Annotated in this window: 11 protein-coding genes; 1 reads left to right on the top strand and 10 read right to left on the bottom strand. The window is 69.7% G+C overall.

The features are described from left to right. Positions 1 to 36: 36 nt before the first annotated feature. The 10 genes from ACFWM7_RS22285 to ACFWM7_RS22330 all read right to left on the bottom strand — a co-directional run bounded on the left by ACFWM7_RS22285 (position 37) and on the right by ACFWM7_RS22330 (position 15,040). Positions 37 to 228 (bottom strand): CsbD family protein, encoded by a 192-nt coding sequence (locus ACFWM7_RS22285; protein WP_383263191.1) that lies wholly within the window; start codon positions 226 to 228, stop codon positions 37 to 39. A gap of 56 nt (positions 229 to 284) precedes the next feature. Continuing rightward, the gene (locus ACFWM7_RS22290) at positions 285 to 755 is read right to left on the bottom strand and encodes a Dps family protein (RefSeq protein WP_164198979.1); all 471 of its coding nucleotides are present in this window, start codon (positions 753 to 755) and stop codon (positions 285 to 287) included. Between the two features lie 235 nt (positions 756 to 990). Further along, complete coding sequence (locus ACFWM7_RS22295; protein ID WP_383263194.1) at positions 991 to 1,374, bottom strand: helix-turn-helix domain-containing protein; 384 nt, start codon at positions 1,372 to 1,374, stop codon at positions 991 to 993. Positions 1,375 to 1,468: 94 nt separating this feature from the next. After that, entirely contained in the window at positions 1,469 to 1,993 is a 525-nt protein-coding gene (locus ACFWM7_RS22300; protein ID WP_383263195.1) for a CinA family protein, read from the bottom strand. Beyond that, positions 1,990 to 2,913 (bottom strand): CDP-diacylglycerol--glycerol-3-phosphate 3-phosphatidyltransferase, encoded by a 924-nt coding sequence (pgsA, locus tag ACFWM7_RS22305; protein ID WP_383263197.1) that lies wholly within the window; start codon positions 2,911 to 2,913, stop codon positions 1,990 to 1,992. The genes ACFWM7_RS22300 and pgsA overlap by 4 nt, the downstream gene beginning before the upstream one ends. Then, positions 2,910 to 4,391, bottom strand: coding sequence for a 30S ribosomal protein S12 methylthiotransferase RimO (rimO, locus tag ACFWM7_RS22310; RefSeq protein WP_383263199.1), 1,482 nt, complete (start codon positions 4,389 to 4,391; stop codon positions 2,910 to 2,912). Before rimO ends, pgsA begins: the two co-directional genes overlap by 4 nt. A 165-nt stretch (positions 4,392 to 4,556) precedes the next feature. Then, positions 4,557 to 5,357, bottom strand: a complete 801-nt coding sequence (locus ACFWM7_RS22315) for a helix-turn-helix domain-containing protein (protein ID WP_383263201.1) — start codon at positions 5,355 to 5,357, stop codon at positions 4,557 to 4,559. 332 nt (positions 5,358 to 5,689) lie between these two features. After that, complete coding sequence (locus tag ACFWM7_RS22320; RefSeq protein ID WP_383263203.1) at positions 5,690 to 8,527, bottom strand: DNA translocase FtsK; 2,838 nt, start codon at positions 8,525 to 8,527, stop codon at positions 5,690 to 5,692. 125 nt (positions 8,528 to 8,652) lie between these two features. Next, positions 8,653 to 9,336, bottom strand: a complete 684-nt coding sequence (locus ACFWM7_RS22325) for a two-component system response regulator (RefSeq protein ID WP_032794268.1) — start codon at positions 9,334 to 9,336, stop codon at positions 8,653 to 8,655. Between the two features lie 244 nt (positions 9,337 to 9,580). Further along, positions 9,581 to 15,040, bottom strand: coding sequence for a HAMP domain-containing protein (locus tag ACFWM7_RS22330; protein WP_383263205.1), 5,460 nt, complete (start codon positions 15,038 to 15,040; stop codon positions 9,581 to 9,583). A gap of 400 nt (positions 15,041 to 15,440) precedes the next feature. Between ACFWM7_RS22330 and ACFWM7_RS22335 the strand changes: the two genes are divergently transcribed. Then, entirely contained in the window at positions 15,441 to 18,068 is a 2,628-nt protein-coding gene (locus ACFWM7_RS22335; RefSeq protein ID WP_383263207.1) for a SpoIIE family protein phosphatase, read from the top strand. Positions 18,069 to 18,187 lie beyond the last annotated feature (119 nt).

An 18,187-nucleotide genomic window follows, 5' to 3' on the forward strand; every position in this document is an offset into this window, starting at 1 on the left:
CTCCTGTGTGGGGCGATGGCTCCGAGAGCCGCGGGACTACTTGTCGTCGTCCCGGCCGAGGGAGTCCTTGACGCCCTTGGCGCGCTCACCGAGCCCGTCGGCCGCGTCCTTGGCTCCGCCCTTGGTCTGGTCGGCCTTGCCCTCGGCCTCCTTGCGGCGGTCGCCGGTCAGCTTGCCGACCGCTTCCTTGCCCTTGCCCTTCAGCTTGTCCATGGCTCCGTCGCTCATGATGTCGCTCCTTCGCTCGTCAGACGTATCGCGGTCGCCGGTCGTCCGGCCGCCGGTCAGGCGCTTTCCGCCTGGAACATCCAGGCGTGCTTCTCGAGGTCTGCCGTCAGGGCGATCAGCAGGTCCTGGGTGACCGGGTCCGGCTCGTCGGTCGTCTCGATGCGCTCCCGCATCCGGCCGATGACCACGCCCAGCGCGTCCACCAGGATCTTCACCGCGTCGGTGTCCTTGATCCAGCCCTCGGGCACGGAGGCGATGGCCGTCTCCTTGGCCACGGTGCCGGAGCGCCCGTCCGGGTTGACCCCGACCGCCGAGGCACGCTCGGCCACCGTGTCGGAGTGCTGCCGGGCTGTGGCTACGACGTCGTCGAGCTGAAGGTGCACGGAGCGGAAGCGCGGACCCACCACGTTCCAATGGACCTGCTTGGCCACCAGGGAGAGGTCGACGAGGTCGACCAGAGCGCCTTGGAGCGCTGTTCCCACGACCTTGAGGTCGCCCTCGGACAACGTGCTCTTGACCACAGACATGTGCGCTACTCCCATCCGTCAGCCGCTTCACTGACCGTCTCGGTGCATCACCCACGATGGCACATACGAAGCAAAACGGTCATGTGGGCCTTGTCCTCCGTGTGCCCGCTCGGCGACGGCCCACACGCGCATGGCTGACAGATCACACCGGAATCGGGCGCCCGCACGCAGAAGTCCCGGCCGGCCCCCGACAGGGACCGACCGGGACTCCGGTCGAGCAACTGTGCCGCGTGGATCAGGCGGCGACGACGTCCACCGCTTCCGCGGGCGCCTTGATGGTCACCCGTCCCGACGGCACACCTGCGACCGACGAGACGGAGACGGAATTGAGCATGGGACGAACCGGTACTGGGACCGGATCACTGGCAGCTGCCGACTCGGCCAGCTCCGCGAGCGAGAGCTCGTCGCTCACTTCTCGCATGAGCTCGGACATCCGTACCTCAAGCGCGTCGCAAATCGCGGAGAGCAGCTCGGAGGATGCCTCCTTCTGCCCCCGCTCCACCTCGGAGAGATAACCGAGCGAGACCCGGGCGGACGAGGAGACTTCGCGCAGAGTACGGCCTTGGCGCTGGCGCTGCCGACGCAGCACGTCACCCAGCAGGCGACGGAGCAGAATCATCGGTGGCTCCCTCCTCGGACCGCGTAGCCGCATCCTTCACGCCCTACCGTACCGCCTTGTGCTGCGGCCGTGCGGGGAGCGATGTCGTGTTCACTCAGGGCTGCAAACATCCATTCCCCCCGTGTTGTTCCGTATCCTGTGCCCGCGCATTCCCGCCGAGTTCGCTCGCGAGCAGTTCGAGGACGCTTCGCACACTCTCACTACGGATATCCGCCCTCTCACCATTCAACCGCAGAGCCGACACTTTCTCGACGCCGGAGGGCCCGGCCACGGCCACGTAGACCGTGCCGACCGGCTGCCCGTCCTGTGGTTCCGGCCCCGCGACCCCGGTGGTGGAAATTCCCCAGTCCGCGTCGAGAACACGGCGCGCACCCGCCGCCATCTGCAACGCCACCTCGGGGTCCACCGCGCCGCGCTCCGCCAGAAGGCTCGGATCGACGCCCAGGACGTCCCGCTTCAGAGGGGTGGCGTACGCCGTAACCGACCCCCGGAAGGACCGGGAAGCACCGGGTACGGCGGTCAGCTCCGCGGCGACCAGGCCGCCCGTCAGCGATTCGGCGACGGCGAGCGTCTCACCCCGCGCCCCGAGAAGCCGGAGCACCCGGGCAGCGGCTGTCACCGCTCGGCCTCCGCGGCGTCGCGCACCTCGGCAGCGCTGCGTACGTCCGCCACACCGGACCGTACGTCCATCGCACCGGGCGACACGTCCATCACGCCGGGAGATACATCCGTCACACCGGACGGTACGTCCGTCACGTCGGCCACAGCGCCGACAGCGGGCCCGACCTCGGCGGCCACAGGACCGCCGGCGGCCGCTCCGGCACCGACGGCCGGATGAGGCGCGGGGTCCTGAAGGGCCTCCGTGGCCTCCGCGGCCCGCTCGACCGCGGCGGCGCGCTCCGCGGCGAGGCCCATGCGGCGCAGGACGACGGCCTGGCGTACGTAATCGAGACCGGTGACGACCGTCAGCACGACGGCGACCATCATCATCCAGAAGCGCAAGGTCGCCAGGGGCCCGGTCAGCACCAGGACGTACATCCCGGCCGCGGTCCCCTGCGCGAGCGTCTTCAGCTTGCCGCCCCGGCTGGCCGGGATCACCGCATGGCGGATCACCCAGAACCGCATCAGCGTGATGCCCAGCTCCCGCGCGATGATCACGCCGGTGATCCACCACGGCAGATCACCCAGGATGGAGAGCGAGACCAGCGCCGCGCCCATGATCGCTTTGTCGGCGATCGGGTCGGCGATCTTCCCGAAGTCCGTGACCAGGTTGTACGCCCGTGCCAGATGACCGTCGAACAGGTCGGTGATCATCGCGATGGCGAAGGCCGCCCAGGCGAAGGAGCGCCAGACCGGGTCGTATCCGCCGTCGTGGAACAGCAGCAGGACGAAGCCGGGCACGAGCAGCAGCCGCACCATGGTCAGGATGTTGGCGATGTTCCACAGGCTGGCCTGGTTGACGGCCGCAGTGCCCAGCTTGCCGCCGCGGACCGGCTTCGCGCCGGAGCCGCCTGCCGCGGATGCCGGGACTCCCGTCATCTGGCTACCTCCGCAAGCTCGTGGTGTTCGGCCACCAGGTCGACGCCTTCGGTGCCCACTGCCTTTGCCTCGACCATACGGCCCGGCACGAGTCCCTCGCGTGTGGTGAAGAGCACCTGGCCGTCGGTTTCGGGGGCCTGGTGGGCCGCACGGCCGATCGCGACCTCGCCGTCGTCCTCCGACTCGATGGACTCCACGAGCACCTGGAGGGTCTCGCCGACGCGCTCCTCGGCCCGCTGCGAGGTCAGCTCCTCGGCCAGCTGGGAGATGTGGGCGAGGCGTTCCGCGATGACGTCGGGGTCCAGCTTGTTCTCGTAGCCGACCGCCTCGGTGCCCTCCTCGTCGGAGTAGCCGAAGACGCCGATCGCGTCGAGGCGGGCACCGGTGAGGAAGCGTTCCAGCTCGGCGAGGTCGGCCTCGGTCTCGCCGGGGAAGCCCACGATGAAGTTGGAGCGGGCGCCGGCCTCGGGGGCCTTGGACCGGATGGTGTCCAGGAGCTCCAGGAAGCGGTCGGTGTCGCCGAAGCGGCGCATCGTGCGCAGCACGCTCGGGGAGGAGTGCTGGAAGGAGAGGTCGAAGTACGGAGCGACCTTGGGCGTCGAGGTGAGGACGTCGATCAGGCCGGGGCGCATCTCGGCGGGCTGGAGGTAGCTGACCCGGATCCGCTCGATGCCGTCCACGTCGGCCAGCTCGGGCAGCAGGGTCTCCAGCAGGCGGATGTCGCCGAGGTCCTTGCCGTACGAGGTGTTGTTCTCGGAGACGAGCATGACCTCCTTCACGCCCTGCTCGGCCAGCCAGCGGGTCTCCTGGAGCACGTCCGAGGGCCGCCGCGAGATGAAGGAGCCGCGGAAGGAGGGGATGGCGCAGAAGGAGCAGCGGCGGTCGCAGCCGGAGGCGAGCTTCACCGAGGCGACCGGGCTGGTGCCGAGCCGACGCCGCAGCGGTGCCCGAGGCCCGGAGACCGGGGCGACGCCTTCGGGAAGGTCCTCGGGGGCCGGGGCGGGCGTCTCCTGGGCGTGGCCGGGCAGCGCCACGGCGGCGTCCTGCCGCTCGGCGGGGCTGATCGGCAGCAGCTTGCGGCGGTCGCGCGGGGTGTGCGAGGCGTGGATGCCACCGTTGAGGATGGTCTGGAGCCGGTCGGAGATGTCGGCGTAGTCGTCGAATCCGAGGACGCCGTCCGCCTCCGGCAGGGCCTCGGCGAGGTCCTTGCCGTAGCGCTCGGCCATGCAGCCGACGGCCACGACGGCCTGGGTGCGGCCGTGGTCCTTCAGATCGTTGGCTTCGAGCAGGGCGTCGACGGAGTCCTTCTTGGCGGCTTCGACGAACCCACAGGTGTTGACGACTGCGACATCCGCGTCCGAGGCGTCCTCGACGAGGTCCCAGCCGTCCGCTGCCAAGCGGCCTGCAAGCTCCTCCGAGTCCACCTCGTTACGGGCGCAGCCAAGAGTGACAAGGGCGACGGTACGGCGTTCGGGCATGGACTCAAGACTACTTCGTCCCGGCGACCACCCTGCCGTGCAGGGTTGCCTGCCCTTGCCGCTGTTACTCCCCGTAGCAGCGGGACGGGGCGGGGAACGCCGACGGGCGCCATGCGCGAAGCCGGGCGCCCGTCGGAACGCGGCAGGGGAAGCGAGGGCGGCGGGTCAGCCGGCCTCGGGGTCACCCTTGGTGTAGGAGAGCCGTTCGACCTGGCCGGGCTCGAAGCGGTCCTGCAGCTTCTTCCCGTTGACGAAGAGCTCGATCACCCCGGCGTTGCCGAGGACGAGGTCGATACGCTCACTGTCCTGGAAGGTCTTGGACTCACCCTCCAGGAGCAGCCCGTCGAAGAGCATCCGGCCGTTGTGGTCCTTGGCGGAGATCCAGCTCTCGTCCCGGGTCACGCCGATCTTGACCGTCACCTTGTCCCGGGGGGCGGCGGCGATGGCGCTCTCGGAGGGCACGGGCTTGGGGTCGGCGGGCTTGGTGGCGGTGGGCTTGGCCGCGGTCTTGTCGGGCTTGGAGCCCTCCGCGACCTGGGCGGTGTTGGTCGGTTCGTCCTCGCCGCTGAAGAGCGTGAAGCCGACGAACCCGACGACGGCGACGATCGCCGCGACCATGGCGGCGGTCCAGTTGGGCCGCCGGGGTTCGGAGCGGATGCGTTCCGCTTCGAACAGCGGTGCCGCGGGGGTCGGGGCGGGACGGCCGCCGTGATCGGCGTCGTACTCCTCGACCAGCGGTTCCGGATCGAGACCGACGGCACGGGCGAACGTGCGGATGTGGCCGCGGGCGTAGACGTCGCCGCCGCAGCGGGAGAAGTCGTCCTGCTCGATCGCGTGCACGATGGGGATGCGCACCCGGGTGGAGCTGCTGACTTCCTCGACCGTCAGACCTGCGGCGATACGAGCCTGCTGAAGGGCCCGACCGATCGAAGGCCGGTCGTCTTCGGGGGAGTTGCCGATGGACACGGGGGCGCCTTTCGAGCGTGAGCCACCTGCTGGATGTTCAGTCTAGGGGGGGTACGAAAGGGAGGGGCAACCGGGAGGGACGACTTTGTACGCCATCGGGTTCGCCGGACGGCCCCGCCCCCGGCTCCGGGGCGGAGCGGGGGCGGAGCGCAGCCCCGATCGAGGACTGGGCAACCTGTAGTGGGCCGAACGGGGTGGGAGTAAGAGTGAGGTGGTGACGGAGCGAGCTGCGGGGAGGAGCACGGTTCCGTCCCTCCCTTCAACTGGACGTACGACCGTACGAAACGGTTGCCCACAGAACCTTTACGGAGCGGATTCCGTGACGACAGGTCCTAGGGAGCGGATTCCCCGCGGATGACGGCCAACACCCCGTCGAGCTCGTCCGGTTTCACCATGACGTCCCGCGCCTTGGAGCCCTCGCTGGGTCCGACGATGTTCCGGGACTCCATCAGGTCCATGAGCCGGCCCGCCTTGGCGAAGCCGACCCGCAGCTTGCGCTGGAGCATCGAGGTCGATCCGAACTGGGTGGAGACGACCAGCTCGGCGGCCTGGCAGAGCAGGTCCAGGTCGTCGCCGATGTCCTCGTCGATCTCCTTCTTCTGCTTCGTACCGACGACGACGTCGTCCCGGAAGACCGGGGCCATCTGGTCCTTGCAGTGCTGGACGACGGCGGCGACCTCGTCCTCGGTGACGAAGGCGCCCTGCATACGGGTGGGTTTGTTGGCGCCCATCGGGAGGAAGAGCCCGTCGCCCTTGCCGATGAGCTTCTCGGCGCCGGGCTGGTCGAGGATGACGCGGCTGTCGGCGAGGGAGGAGGTGGCGAAGGCGAGCCGGGAGGGCACGTTCGCCTTGATCAGGCCGGTGACCACGTCGACCGAGGGGCGCTGGGTGGCGAGCACCAGGTGGATGCCGGCCGCACGGGCCAGCTGGGTGATGCGGACGATCGAGTCCTCGACGTCGCGCGGGGCCACCATCATCAGGTCGGCCAGCTCGTCGACGATCACCAGCAGATACGGGTACGGGGACAGCTCCCGCTCGCTGCCCTCGGGCGCCTTGCACTTGCCGTTGCGCACCGCGTGGTTGAAGTCGTCGATGTGCCGGTAACCGAAGTTGGCGAGGTCGTCGTAGCGCAGGTCCATCTCCCGCACGACCCACTGGAGCGCCTCGGCGGCCTTCTTGGGGTTGGTGATGATCGGGGTGATGAGGTGGGGGATGCCCTCGTACGCGGTCAGCTCGACGCGCTTGGGGTCGACGAGGACCATCCGCACGTCCTCCGGGGTGGCCCGCACCATGATCGAGGTGATCAGGCAGTTGATGCAGGAGGACTTACCCGATCCGGTGGCGCCGGCGACCAGGACGTGCGGCATCTTGGCGAGGTTGGCCATCTCGTAACCGCCCTCGACGTTCTTGCCGAGCGCCACGAGCATCGGGTGGTCGTCCTCGGCGGCGTCCGCGAGGCGCAGCACATCGCCGAGGTTGACCATCTCGCGGTCGGAGTTGGGAATCTCGATGCCGACGGCGGACTTGCCCGGGATCGGCGAGATGATCCGCACGTCCGGACTGGCCACGGCGTACGCGATGTTCTTGGCCAGGGCCGTGATCTTCTCGACCTTCACGGCGGGGCCGAGCTCGATCTCGTAACGGGTGACCGTCGGGCCCCGGGTGAAGCCGGTGACCGCGGCGTCGACCTTGAACTCGGTGAAGACGTTGGTCAGCGAGGCCACGACCGCGTCGTTGGCGGCGCTGCGGGTCTTGCCCGGGCCGCCGCGCTCCAGCAGGTCGAGCGAGGGCAGTGAGTAGGTGATGTCGCCGGACAGCTGGAGCTGTTCGGCGCGGGCGGGCAGGCCCTCGGAACGCTCGGGTGCGGGCTTGGTCAGATCGGGAACGGCACCGGACCGGCCGGAGGCGTCACCGGAACGGTCACCGCCGCTCGCGTCGTCGGCACCGGACCGGCCCGACCGGCGGCCGGCGATCGCCCCGGCCTTCCCCTCGCCGCCCCGCTCGGCCTCCCGGGCCCCGGGCACGGGCGTCCCGGTGCGCTCCCGGTCCGCGGAGACGCCCTGGGTCAGGTCGGCGACGACCGGCGAGGGCGGCATCCCGTTGAGCACGGCCCCGTCGAGCGCGGCCGCGGCGGCGGCGGCGACGTCCACCGCGTCCAGCGGCCGGTTCATCGCGGGCTGCGCGGAGGGCCTGCGGGGCCTCCGGCGCTTGGTGAGCGCCTCGGCCTCGACCTGGTCGTGGTCGTAGACCGGGTCAGGGTCCGTGCGCCGTGCACCGCGCCGCCGGGTCCGCTCGGGCAGCGCCTCGCGCCACTGGTCCTCGTAGCGCTCGTCGTCGGCCTCGTACCCCTCGTCGGCCTCGGGGGCCGGTTCCACGATGCCGAGGCGGACGCCGAGCTGGCGCAGCCGCTGCGGAATGGCGTTGACCGGGGTGGCGGTGACGACGAGGAGCCCGAACACGGTCAGCAGCACCAGCAGCGGTACGGCGAGCACCTCCCCCATCATGAAGATCAGCGGCTTGGAGGTGGCCCAGCCGACCAGCCCGCCCGCGTCCTGCATCGCCTCGGTGCCCGCGTCCCGCCCCGGCGAACCGCAGGCGATGTGGACCTGGCCGAGGACTCCGATGACCAGGGCGGACAGCCCGATGACGATACGGCCGTTGGCCTCGGGCCGCTCCGGATACAGGATCAGTCGCACCGCCATCGCGCCCAGCAGTATCGGCGCCAGCAGGTCGAGCCGGCCGAAGGCCCCGGTCACCAGCATCTCGACCAGGTCGCCGACCGGTCCCTGGAGGTTGGACCAGGTGCCCGCGGCGACGACCAGCGCCAGGCCGAGCAGGAGGAGTGCGAGCCCGTCCTTGCGGTGGGCGGGGTCAAGTCCCTTGGCGCCACGCCCTATCGAGCGGAACACCGCGCCGACGCCGTGCGCCGCCCCGAGCCAGACCGCCCGCACCAGCCGGTAGAGACCCCCGGTGGGTGACGGCGCGGGTTTGGGCGCGGGCTTCTTGGCCGCCGCCTTCTTCGCGGGAGCCTTCTTGGCGGGGGCAGCCGCCTTCTTCGGTGCGGTCTTCTTGGCGGGCGCGGCTTTTTTCGCCGGGCCCGAGGTACGGCCGACGCGCTTCGCGGTGCCCGCCGTGCCCTGGGAACCCTTGCCGGACGTACGTGAGGCCATGGTGCCGAGGTTACCGCTGTCGTCGCCCGTGAACACGTTCGCCTACCGGTTCACCCGACCGTGTCGGCTCCGGACGGCCGGGAACTGACGCCGCATCACAGCAGAGGAGCGGAGGGCGCGAGGTGTCAGCTCTGTGCGGGCAGCACGCCCGTGCCTCCGCCGGTGCCCGGCTCCAACGCGTCGAGCGCGCGGCGCAGGCCGGTCAGCTTGCGCTCCAGGTGGGCGGCGGTGGCGACCGCCGCGGCGTCCGCGGATTCGTCGTCGAGCTGCTTGGAGAGGGCTTCCGCCTGCTCCTCGACCGCCGCGAGCCGTGCGGAGAGTTCGGCCAGCAGACCGGCCGGCTCCTTCTCGTGCTCGCCGCCCGCGTGGCCGTCGCCCTCCAACTGGAGCCGCAGCAGCGCGGCCTGCTCGCGGAGCTTGCAGTTCTTCATGTAGAGCTCGACGAAGACCGAGACCTTCGCCCGCAGCACCCACGGGTCGAACGGCTTGGAGATGTAGTCCACCGCACCGGCCGCGTAACCCCGGAAGGTGTGGTGCGGACCGTGGTTGATCGCGGTGAGGAAGATGATCGGGATGTCCCGGGTCCGCTCCCTCCGCTTGATGTGCGCGGCGGTCTCGAAACCGTCCATGCCCGGCATCTGGACGTCCAGCAGAATGACCGCGAAGTCGTCCGTGAGCAGCGCTTTGAGCGCCTCCTCCCCTGACGATGCCCGGACCAGTGTCTGATCGAGCGCAGAGAGGATGGCCTCCAGCGCCAGCAGATTCTCCGGCCGGTCATCGACCAGGAGGATCTTGGCCTTCTGCACCATGGCCCGTCCTCCTCGCCCCGGAAATGCACCGGGTGCCGCCCCAGGGGACGACTCCCTTACGCCGTCCGTCCTTGTGCCGGTCATGGTAGCCGCACCCCGCCCGTCACCACACCCTGTCACCGCGATGTCACTGTGCACATACCGCAAACGCGGTGGGAGACCAGAAGGTTCCCCGAATGCAGCGCGTTCACACCCGTTCGCGCACAGTCGGTCAACAACTCACGCCAATTCTTTCAATCTTCGATCACTCTCCGTGCATCCACTGCTCCATCACCGCGAGCAGGTGATCAGGATCGACCGGCTTCGTCACATAGTCGGAAGCTCCGCAATCGATCGCCTTCTCCCGATCGCCCTTCATCGCCTTCGCGGTGAGCGCGACGATCGGCAGCCCGGCGAACTGCGGCATCCGCCGGATCGCGGTCGTCGTCGCGTACCCGTCCATCTCGGGCATCATGATGTCCATCAGCACGACCGTCACATCGTCGTGCTGCTCCAGGACTTCGATGCCCTCGCGCCCGTTCTCCGCGTACAGCACCGACAGTCCGTGCTGCTCCAGCACGCTGGTGAGCGCGAAGACATTACGGATGTCGTCGTCGACGATGAGCACCTTCTCGCCGCGGAAGCGGAATGTCCGCCGGGGCGCCGGCTCCTCAGCCGCGGCCTGGTCCTGACCCTGGCTCTCGACCTGGCTCCCCTGCACCCACTCCTCCTGCTGGGGTGCGCTCTCGGACGTGGTCCGGCCGGCCGGCAGGGCGGGCCTGCGGGCCGCGTCCCCCAGGGCCTTGCGCCGCCGCCGGAACATCCCGGCGGAGTTGGCCGGATCGCCGTACGGAGCCGACTGGCCCTGCGGCGCCTGCCCGTGCCCCATCTCGCCCGAGCCGCCCAGCACCTCGGCGGAACCGGAACCCACCGGCGGGTAACCCTGGGGCGGCAGTTCGGCGCGGTGCAACGGCAGGTACAGGGTGAAGGTGGAGCCGCGTCCGGGCTCGCTCGCCGCGTGGATCTCGCCGCCGAGCAGCCGGGCGATCTCCCGGCTGATGGAGAGCCCGAGGCCGGTGCCCCCGTACTTCCGGCTCGTCGTCCCGTCCGCCTGCTTGAACGCCTCGAAGATCACCAGCATCTTGCTGGAGGCGATCCCGATCCCGGTGTCGGTGACCGAGAACGCGATCAGATCGGCGTCCGCGTCCCGCAGCGAACCCGACTCCAGCAGATGCTCCCGGATGGCGTTCGGCACATCGGCGCCCGCCGGCCGGATCACCAGCTCCACCGCGCCGGTGTCGGTGAACTTCACCGCGTTGGACAGCAGGTTGCGCAGCACCTGGAGCAGGCGCTGCTCGTCGGTGTGCAGCGTCGCGGGAAGCTCCGGCGACACCCGTACGGAGAAGTCGAGGCCCTTCTCCGCGGTGAGCGGGCGGAAGGTCGCCTCCACGTAGTCGACCAGCTGGACCAGCGCGATCCGGGTCGGGCTGACGTCCATCTTGCCCGCCTCGACCTTGGAGAGGTCGAGGATGTCGTTGATCAGCTGGAGCAGGTCGGAACCGGCCCCGTGGATCGTCTCGGCGAACTCCACCTGCTTCGGCGAGAGATTGCCCTCGGCGTTGTCCGCCAGCAACTTGGCCAGGATCAGCAGTGAGTTGAGCGGGGTGCGCAGCTCGTGCGACATGTTCGCCAGGAACTCGGACTTGTAGCGCATCGAGACCGCGAGCTGCTCGGCGCGCTCCTCCAGCACCTGCCGCGCCTCTTCGATCTCGGTGTTCTTCACCTCGATGTCGCGGTTCTGTTGGGCCAGCAGCTCGGCCTTCTCCTCCAGTTCGGCGTTGGACGCCTGGAGGGCCTTCTGCCGGTTCTCCAACTCCTGCGAGCGGTCCCGCAGTTGCTCGGTCAGCTCCTGCGACTGCTCCAGCAGCTTCTCGGTCTTGGTGTTGACGCTGATGGTGTTGACGCTCGTCGCGATCATCTCGGCGAGCTGGTTGAGGAAGTCCCGCTGAATGTGCGTGAACGGCTGGAAGGAGGCCAGTTCGATCACGCCGAGGACCTTGCCCTCGAAGAGCACCGGCAGCACGATCACATGCGCCGGAGGGGCCTCCCCGAGGCCGGAGGAGATCTTCAGATAGCCCGGCGGCACGTTGTCCACCTGGATCGTCCGCTTCTCCTCGGCGGCCGTCCCGATGAGCGTCTCCCCGGGCCGGAACGAGGTCGGCATCGAGCCTGCGGAGTAGCCGTAACTCCCCCGCATCCGCAGCTCGTACGCATTGGCTTCGCCGTTGTCGGGACCGACCTCGTCCGAGTCGCCGGCGGCCATCGCCAGGAAGAACGCGCCGTGCTGCGCCGAGACCACCGGCGTCAGCTCGCTCATGATCAGCGAGGCCACGTCGTCCAGATCGCGGCGGCCCTGCATCAGACCGGAGATCCGGGCCAGGTTGCCCTTCAGCCAGTCCTGCTCCTTGTTGGCGAGCGTGGTGTCGCGCAGGTTCGCGATCATCGTGTTGATGTTGTCCTGGAGGACCTGGATCTCCCCGGCCGCGTCCACGTCGATCTTCAGGTTCAGATCGCCGCGGGTCACCGCCGTGGCGACGGCCGCGATGGCGCGGACCTGACGGGTCAGGTTCCCGGCCATCTCGTTCACCGACTCGGTGAGGTCGCGCCAGGTGCCGTCCACGTCCCGCACCCGCGCCTGACCGCCCAGCTGCCCTTCCGTGCCCACCTCGCGGGCGACCCGGGTCACCTGCTCCGCGAACGAGGACAGCTGGTCGACCATCGTGTTGATGGTGTTCTTCAGCTCCTGGATCTCACCGCGCGCGTCGATGTCGATCTTCTTGGTGAGGTCGCCCTTGGCGATGGCGGTGGTGACCGTGGCGATCTGCCTCACCTGGCCGGTCAGGTTGGAGGCCATCGAGTTCACGGACTCGGTGAGGTCCTTCCACGTACCGGCGACCCCCGGCACCCGGGCCTGGCCGCCCAGTTCGCCCTCCGTGCCCACCTCACGGGCCACACGCGTGACCTCGTCGGCGAACGAGGACAGCGTCGTCACCATCGTGTTGACCGTGTCGGCCAGCTCCGCGACCTCGCCGCGCGCCTCCACGGTGACCTTCTTCGTCAGATCGCCGTTGGCGACCGCCGAGGAGACCCGGGAGATGTTCCGCACCTGGCTGGTCAGGTTGTTGGCCATCAGGTTGACGTTCTCGCTGAGGTCCTTCCAGATGCCGGTCGCGCCGCGCACCCGCGCCTGACCGCCCAGGATCCCCTCGGTGCCCACCTCACGGGCCACCCGGGACACCTCGTCGGCGAAGTTCAGCAGCTGGTCGACCATCGTGTTGACGGTCGTGACCAGTTCGAGGATCTCGCCCTTGGCGTCGACGGTGATCTTCTTCGAGAGATCGCCCTTGGCGACCGCGGTGGTGACCTCGGCGATGTTGCGGACCTGGAGGGTCAGGTTGTTCGCCATGCCGTTGACGGACTGGGTGAGGTCCTTCCACGTACCGGACACGCCCTGCACCTCGGCCTGACCGCCGAGGATGCCCTCCGTACCCACCTCGCGGGCGACCCGCGTCACCTGCTCCGCGAAGTTGGACAGCTGGTCCACCATCGTGTTGAGGGTGTTCTTCAGCTCCAGGATCTCGCCCCGGGCGTCCACGTCGATCTTCTGCGACAGGTCACCGCGCGCGACCGCCGTGGCGACCTGCGCGATGTTACGGACCTGAGCGGTGAGGTTCCCCGCCATCCCGTTCACCGAATCGGTCAGATCACGCCACACTCCAGCCACACCGGGCACCTGCGCCTGACCGCCGAGCCGGCCGTCCGTACCCACCTCGCGGGCCACCCTGGTGACCTGGTCGGCGAAGGCGGAGAGCTGATCGACCATGGTGTTGATCGTGTTCTTCAGCTCCAGGATCTCGCCCCGGGCGTCCACGTCGATCTTCTGCGACAGGTCGCCCCGCGCCACCGCCGTCGTCACCTGCGCGATCTGCCTCACCTGGGAGGTGAGGTTGCCGGCCATGAAGTTGACGGAGTCCGTGAGTTCCTTCCACGTACCCGACACACCGTCCACGCGCGCCTGACCGCCGAGGCGGCCCTCGGTGCCCACGTCCCGGGCCATCCGCGTCACCTGGTCGGCGAAGCTGGACAGCTGCGCCACCATCGTGTTGACGGTGTTCTTCAGCTCCAGCATCTCCCCGGCCACGTCCACGGTGACCTTCTGCGACAGGTCACCGTTCGCGACCGCCGTGGTGACCTGCGCGATGTCCCGGACCTGACCGGTCAGGTTGCGGAACGCGGTGTTCACCGAGTCGGTGAGGTCCTTCCACGTCCCCGCGGCCCCCGGCACCTCGGCCTGGCCCCCGAGCCGCCCCTCGACGCCGACCTCCCGGGCCACCCGGGTCACCTCGGAACCGAAGGACTGGAGCTGGTCCACCATCGTGTTGACGGTGTTCTTCAGCTCCAGCATCTCCCCGGCCACGTCGACCGTGACCTTCTGCGACATGTCACCGCTGGCCACCGCGGTCGTCACCTGCGCGATGTCCCGTACCTGTGTGGTCAGGTTCCGGAAGACCGTGTTCACCGAGTCGGTGAGGTCCTTCCACGTCCCGGCGGCACCGGGCACCTGCGCCTGACCGCCGAGCAGCCCCTCGCCACCGACCTCGCTCGCCACACGTGTCACTTCGTCGGCGAAGGTGCGCAGCGTCTCGGTCATCTGGTTGATCGTCTCGGCGAGCTGCGCGACCTCGCCGCGCGCGCTCACCGTAACCTTCTGGGTCAGGTCACCGCTGGCTACCGCCGTCGTCACCTCCGCGATCCCGCGCACCTGGGAGGTGAGGTTGCCCGCCATCGTGTTGACGGAGTCGGTGAGGTCCTTCCACACACCGGCCACACCCGGCACGGTCGCCTGACCGCCCAGCTCGCCCTCCGTACCCACCTCACGGGCGACGCGCGTCACCTCGGAGGAGAACGAGGACAGCTGGTCGACCATCGTGTTGACGGTGTTCTTCAGCTGGAGCATCTCACCGGCCACATGGACGGTGACCTTCCGTGACAGATCGCCCTTGGCGACCGCCGTCGTCACCAGCGCGATGTCCCTCACCTGGGCGGTCAGCCGGTACGCCATGGTGTTGACGGAGTCCGTGAGGTCCTTCCAGGACCCGGACATCCCGCGCACCTGCGCCTGGCCGCCGAGCTTGCCCTCGGTACCCACCTCGACGGCGACCCGGGTCACCTGCTCGGTGAAGACCGACAGCTGGTCGACCAGGTTGTTGACCGTACGGGCGACCTTCAGGAACTCGCCGCGCAGCGGCCGTACCGTCTCGTCCTCGGTGTGCGAGCGCAGCTCCATCCGCTGCTCCAGGTCACCGTCGGCGACCGCCGACAGGACCCGGCCCACTTCGGAGACCGGTCGGGCGAGATCGTCGACGAGCTCGTTGGAGGCGTCGATCGCGGCGGCCCAGGAACCCTCACAGGCGCCCGTCTCCAGCCGCTCCGTGAGCTTGCCCTCGCGCCCGACCACGCGCCGTACGCGCGCCAGCTCACCGGTGAGATGCAGATTCCGGTCGGCGACCTCGTTGAAGACCGCCGCGATCTCCGTCATCACGCCGTCGCCGGAGACGGTGAGGCGTCGGCGGAAGTTGCCGTCGCGCATCGCCACGAGTCCCGCGAGCACTCTGTTCAGAGCTGCCGCATCGACCTCGACGGTGCCATTGCGCTGCTTTTTCACGGACTGTCCGCCTTTTGTACGCGCCTTCGAACCCTGCGCCGCCACGCCAGACTCCACCGTGTCCCTCCCGCAGGGGTTGACCGTTTCACTCGGGCCTATCCGGAAGCTTGCCCAGTTCCACTTTGGACCACCGCCACAGCACACCGTCAACGGGCGACCGGGCGGACGTCAAATCGTTGCAACGTACCAGGCCGGAACAGGTCCGTGGGCAACCTGTACCGGTTGCCCCCCATCCCATGCACCGGGAGTCCATACTTGTGCGCCCGCGCACCACCACCGGGGCGGCCTGTCCCGAACTCGGCCCTCGTGTACCCGGCACCCTTCACGAACGTCTAGCCTGGCAAGCGAATCGAAGCGGCGATAAACGGGCACAGGACTCGGGGAAGCGACGAGACACCATATGGGGAGTGCTGTGATCACCGCGCGCGCGGCCGCCACCTTCGAACCGGTCGGGCGCTCCGTCGCGACCGCCCGCGCCTTCGTCCGGGACACGCTCCAGGGATGGGGCTACAACGATGTCGTCGACGACGCCGTCGTCCTCACCAGTGAGCTCGTGACCAACGCCGTCATCCACGCCGGGACGGCCGCCGACGTACTGTGCCTGCGCACCGGCGACGGCGTACGCGTCGAGGTCTCCGACCACTACCCGGAACGCGAGGTCCCGCTCCAGAGCAACGGACTCGACTTCGGCAGCCCGGACCGCGAAAACGGCCGCGGCCTGCTGCTCTGCGCCGCCCTGGCCTCCCGCTGGGGCGTCGAGTACAGCCCCACGCGCAAGCACGTCTGGTTCCAGCTGGACCTGCCCGACCGGCCCGTGGGCATCCGCTCCGCCGGCCCGGTCCTGCCCACCTCGCTCCTCCCCGTCACCGACCAGCGCGTCCGGGTCGCCGTCGTCCAGATCGACAGCACCGGCGCGATCAGCGCGTGGAACGACGACGCCGCGTACGTCTTCGGGCACACCGCGGAACAGGTCACCGGCAAGCAGTTCACCGACTTCGTGGCCTGGCCGCACACCCCGGGGACCAACACCGGCATCGCCGACGCCCTCCAGCTATCCCGCTGGGAGGGCAGCTACGGCATCCGCGGCGCCGACGGCCGGACCATCGCCGTCTACTCCTCGCACCTGCGGGTCCGCGACACCGCCGGCGAACCCTCCACGGTCTGCCTTCTCGTCCGCGACGACGAGCGCGCCGTGCTCCAGTCCCCGGTCCGCGCCCCGGTCTCCGACACCTCGTCCGACAACCGCACCGCGGACCCGTTCGAGGTTTTCATCGGCTCTCCCGCCCCCGACGACCTGGACGGTCTCCTCCAGCGGACGGTCGAGCGGGCCCGCGACATGCTCGACGCCGACGCGGCGTTCCTCCTGCTCGCCACGGACGACGAGACGGAGCTGGAGGTCCGCGCCACGACGGGCCTCCCCTCGGCCCGCCAGCGCTTCGCCCGCGTCCCCGTGGAGGCCGGAACGGGACGCTACGGCTCCGCCCGCATGCCCGCCGTCCACGACGACCTGACGGCCGTCCCCGGCGCCGTCCCGCTGCTCACCGACACCGGCATGCGCTCGGTCGTCACGGTCCCGCTGAAGGTCGAGGGCCGCCTCACCGGCTCCCTCGGCGTCGCGGCGGAGGGCGCGGGCCGCTACTCGAACGAGGAGGCCCTGCGTCTCCAGTTCGCCGCCGACCGCATCGCTCTGGCCGTGGAGTCCGCCCGTCTCGGCGAGCTGGAACGGCTGCGCCGCGGCTCCCTGTCCTTCCTCGTCGAGGCCTCCGACCTGCTGGCCGGCACGCTCGACCGGGACCAGACCCTGGCGCTCATGGCCCAGATGACGGTCCCCACCCTGGCCACCTGGTGCGCCGTCTACACGATCGCGGACCAGTCCTCCGATCCGTACCTCTCGTACGTGCTCCACGAGGACGAGGACCTCATCGACGGCCTCAAGGCCCTGCTCTCCAAGATCGCCCCGCCGGATCCGGTACCGACCCCGGGCGCCCGGGTCTGGGCCGCCCCCTCGGAGGCCGGTCACAAGGCCGCGCTCAGCACGTCGACCCGCAGCCTCCAGCGCGACGCCCCGCTGAGCATGAGCACAGCCACCCGCACCACGCTCGCCACGGCCCAGGCCGTCGGCGGCGAGACGGTCGTCCTCCCGCTGGTGGCCCGCAACCGCGTGATCGGCATGCTGACGCTCGGCAAGCCCTCGGACGACCACTTCCGCCAGGAGATCCTGGAACTGGCCGAGGATCTGTCCCGCAGGGCCGCCCTGGCCCTGGACAACGCCCGCCTGTACTCGGAGCGCATGGCGATCAGCCAGTCCCTCCAGCGCAGCCTGCTGCCCCCGGGCCTCCCCGACGTGCCGAACGTCGAGATCGAGGTCATCTACCGCGCCGCCGGCGAGGGCAACGAGGTGGGCGGCGACTTCTACGACGTCTTCCCGATCAGCGACGGTGCGTACGGCTTCGCCATCGGCGACGTCTGCGGTACGGGCCCGGAGGCGGCCGCCGTCACGGGCCTGGCCCGCCATGCGCTGCGCCTGCTCGCCCGCGAGGGCTTCGGCGGCCCGGCGGTCCTGGAGCGCCTCAACGCCGCGATCCTCGACGAGGGCGCCCGCAGCCGCTTCCTGACCCTGCTGTACGGCGAGCTGTGGCCCCAGGAGGACGGCAGCGCCCTCCTGAAGGTCGTCTGCGCCGGCCATCCGCTGCCGCTGCGCCTGCGCCAGGACGGCTCCGTCGAGTCGGCCGCGGAACCGCAGCCCCTGCTCGGCGTGATCGACGACCTCGACCTGTACGAGCAGGAAGTCATCCTCAACCCGGGCGACGTCCTCCTCTGCGTCACGGACGGCGTCACCGAGCGCCGCGAGGGAACCCGCATGCTGGGCGACGACGGCCTGGCGGACGTCCTGTCGACCTGTACGGGCCTGACGGCCGGAGCGGTTGCCTCGCGCATCCTGCGGGCCGTGGAACGCTTCGCCGCCGAGCCGGCCTCGGACGACATGGCGATCCTGGCCATGCGCGTCCCGGAACCGCCCCTCGTCTGACCACCGACGTCTGGCCACCAACGCGAAAGGCCCCCGCCACGTGGCGGGGGCCTTTCGTTGTTCTGAGCCCCAATGCGGAATCGAACCGCAGACCTTCTCCTTACCATGGAGACGCTCTA

The organism is Streptomyces sp. NPDC058375 (genome assembly GCF_042723425.1).
Lineage (GTDB): Bacteria > Actinomycetota > Actinomycetes > Streptomycetales > Streptomycetaceae > Streptomyces > Streptomyces durocortorensis.

Bases quoted from the DNA above. Each gene is read 5' to 3' on its own strand.
- ACFWM7_RS22285 (WP_383263191.1), bottom strand. From the start codon at position 228: ATGAGCGACGGAGCCATGGACAAGCTGAAGGGCAAGGGCAAGGAAGCG.
- ACFWM7_RS22290 (WP_164198979.1), bottom strand. From the start codon at position 755: ATGTCTGTGGTCAAGAGCACGTTGTCCGAGGGCGACCTCAAGGTCGTG.
- ACFWM7_RS22295 (WP_383263194.1), bottom strand. From the start codon at position 1,374: ATGATTCTGCTCCGTCGCCTGCTGGGTGACGTGCTGCGTCGGCAGCGC.
- pgsA (WP_383263197.1), bottom strand. From the start codon at position 2,913: ATGACGGGAGTCCCGGCATCCGCGGCAGGCGGCTCCGGCGCGAAGCCG.
- rimO (WP_383263199.1), bottom strand. From the start codon at position 4,391: ATGCCCGAACGCCGTACCGTCGCCCTTGTCACTCTTGGCTGCGCCCGT.
- ACFWM7_RS22320 (WP_383263203.1), bottom strand. From the start codon at position 8,527: ATGGCCTCACGTACGTCCGGCAAGGGTTCCCAGGGCACGGCGGGCACC.
- ACFWM7_RS22325 (WP_032794268.1), bottom strand. From the start codon at position 9,336: ATGGTGCAGAAGGCCAAGATCCTCCTGGTCGATGACCGGCCGGAGAAT.
- ACFWM7_RS22335 (WP_383263207.1), top strand. From the start codon at position 15,441: ATGGGGAGTGCTGTGATCACCGCGCGCGCGGCCGCCACCTTCGAACCG.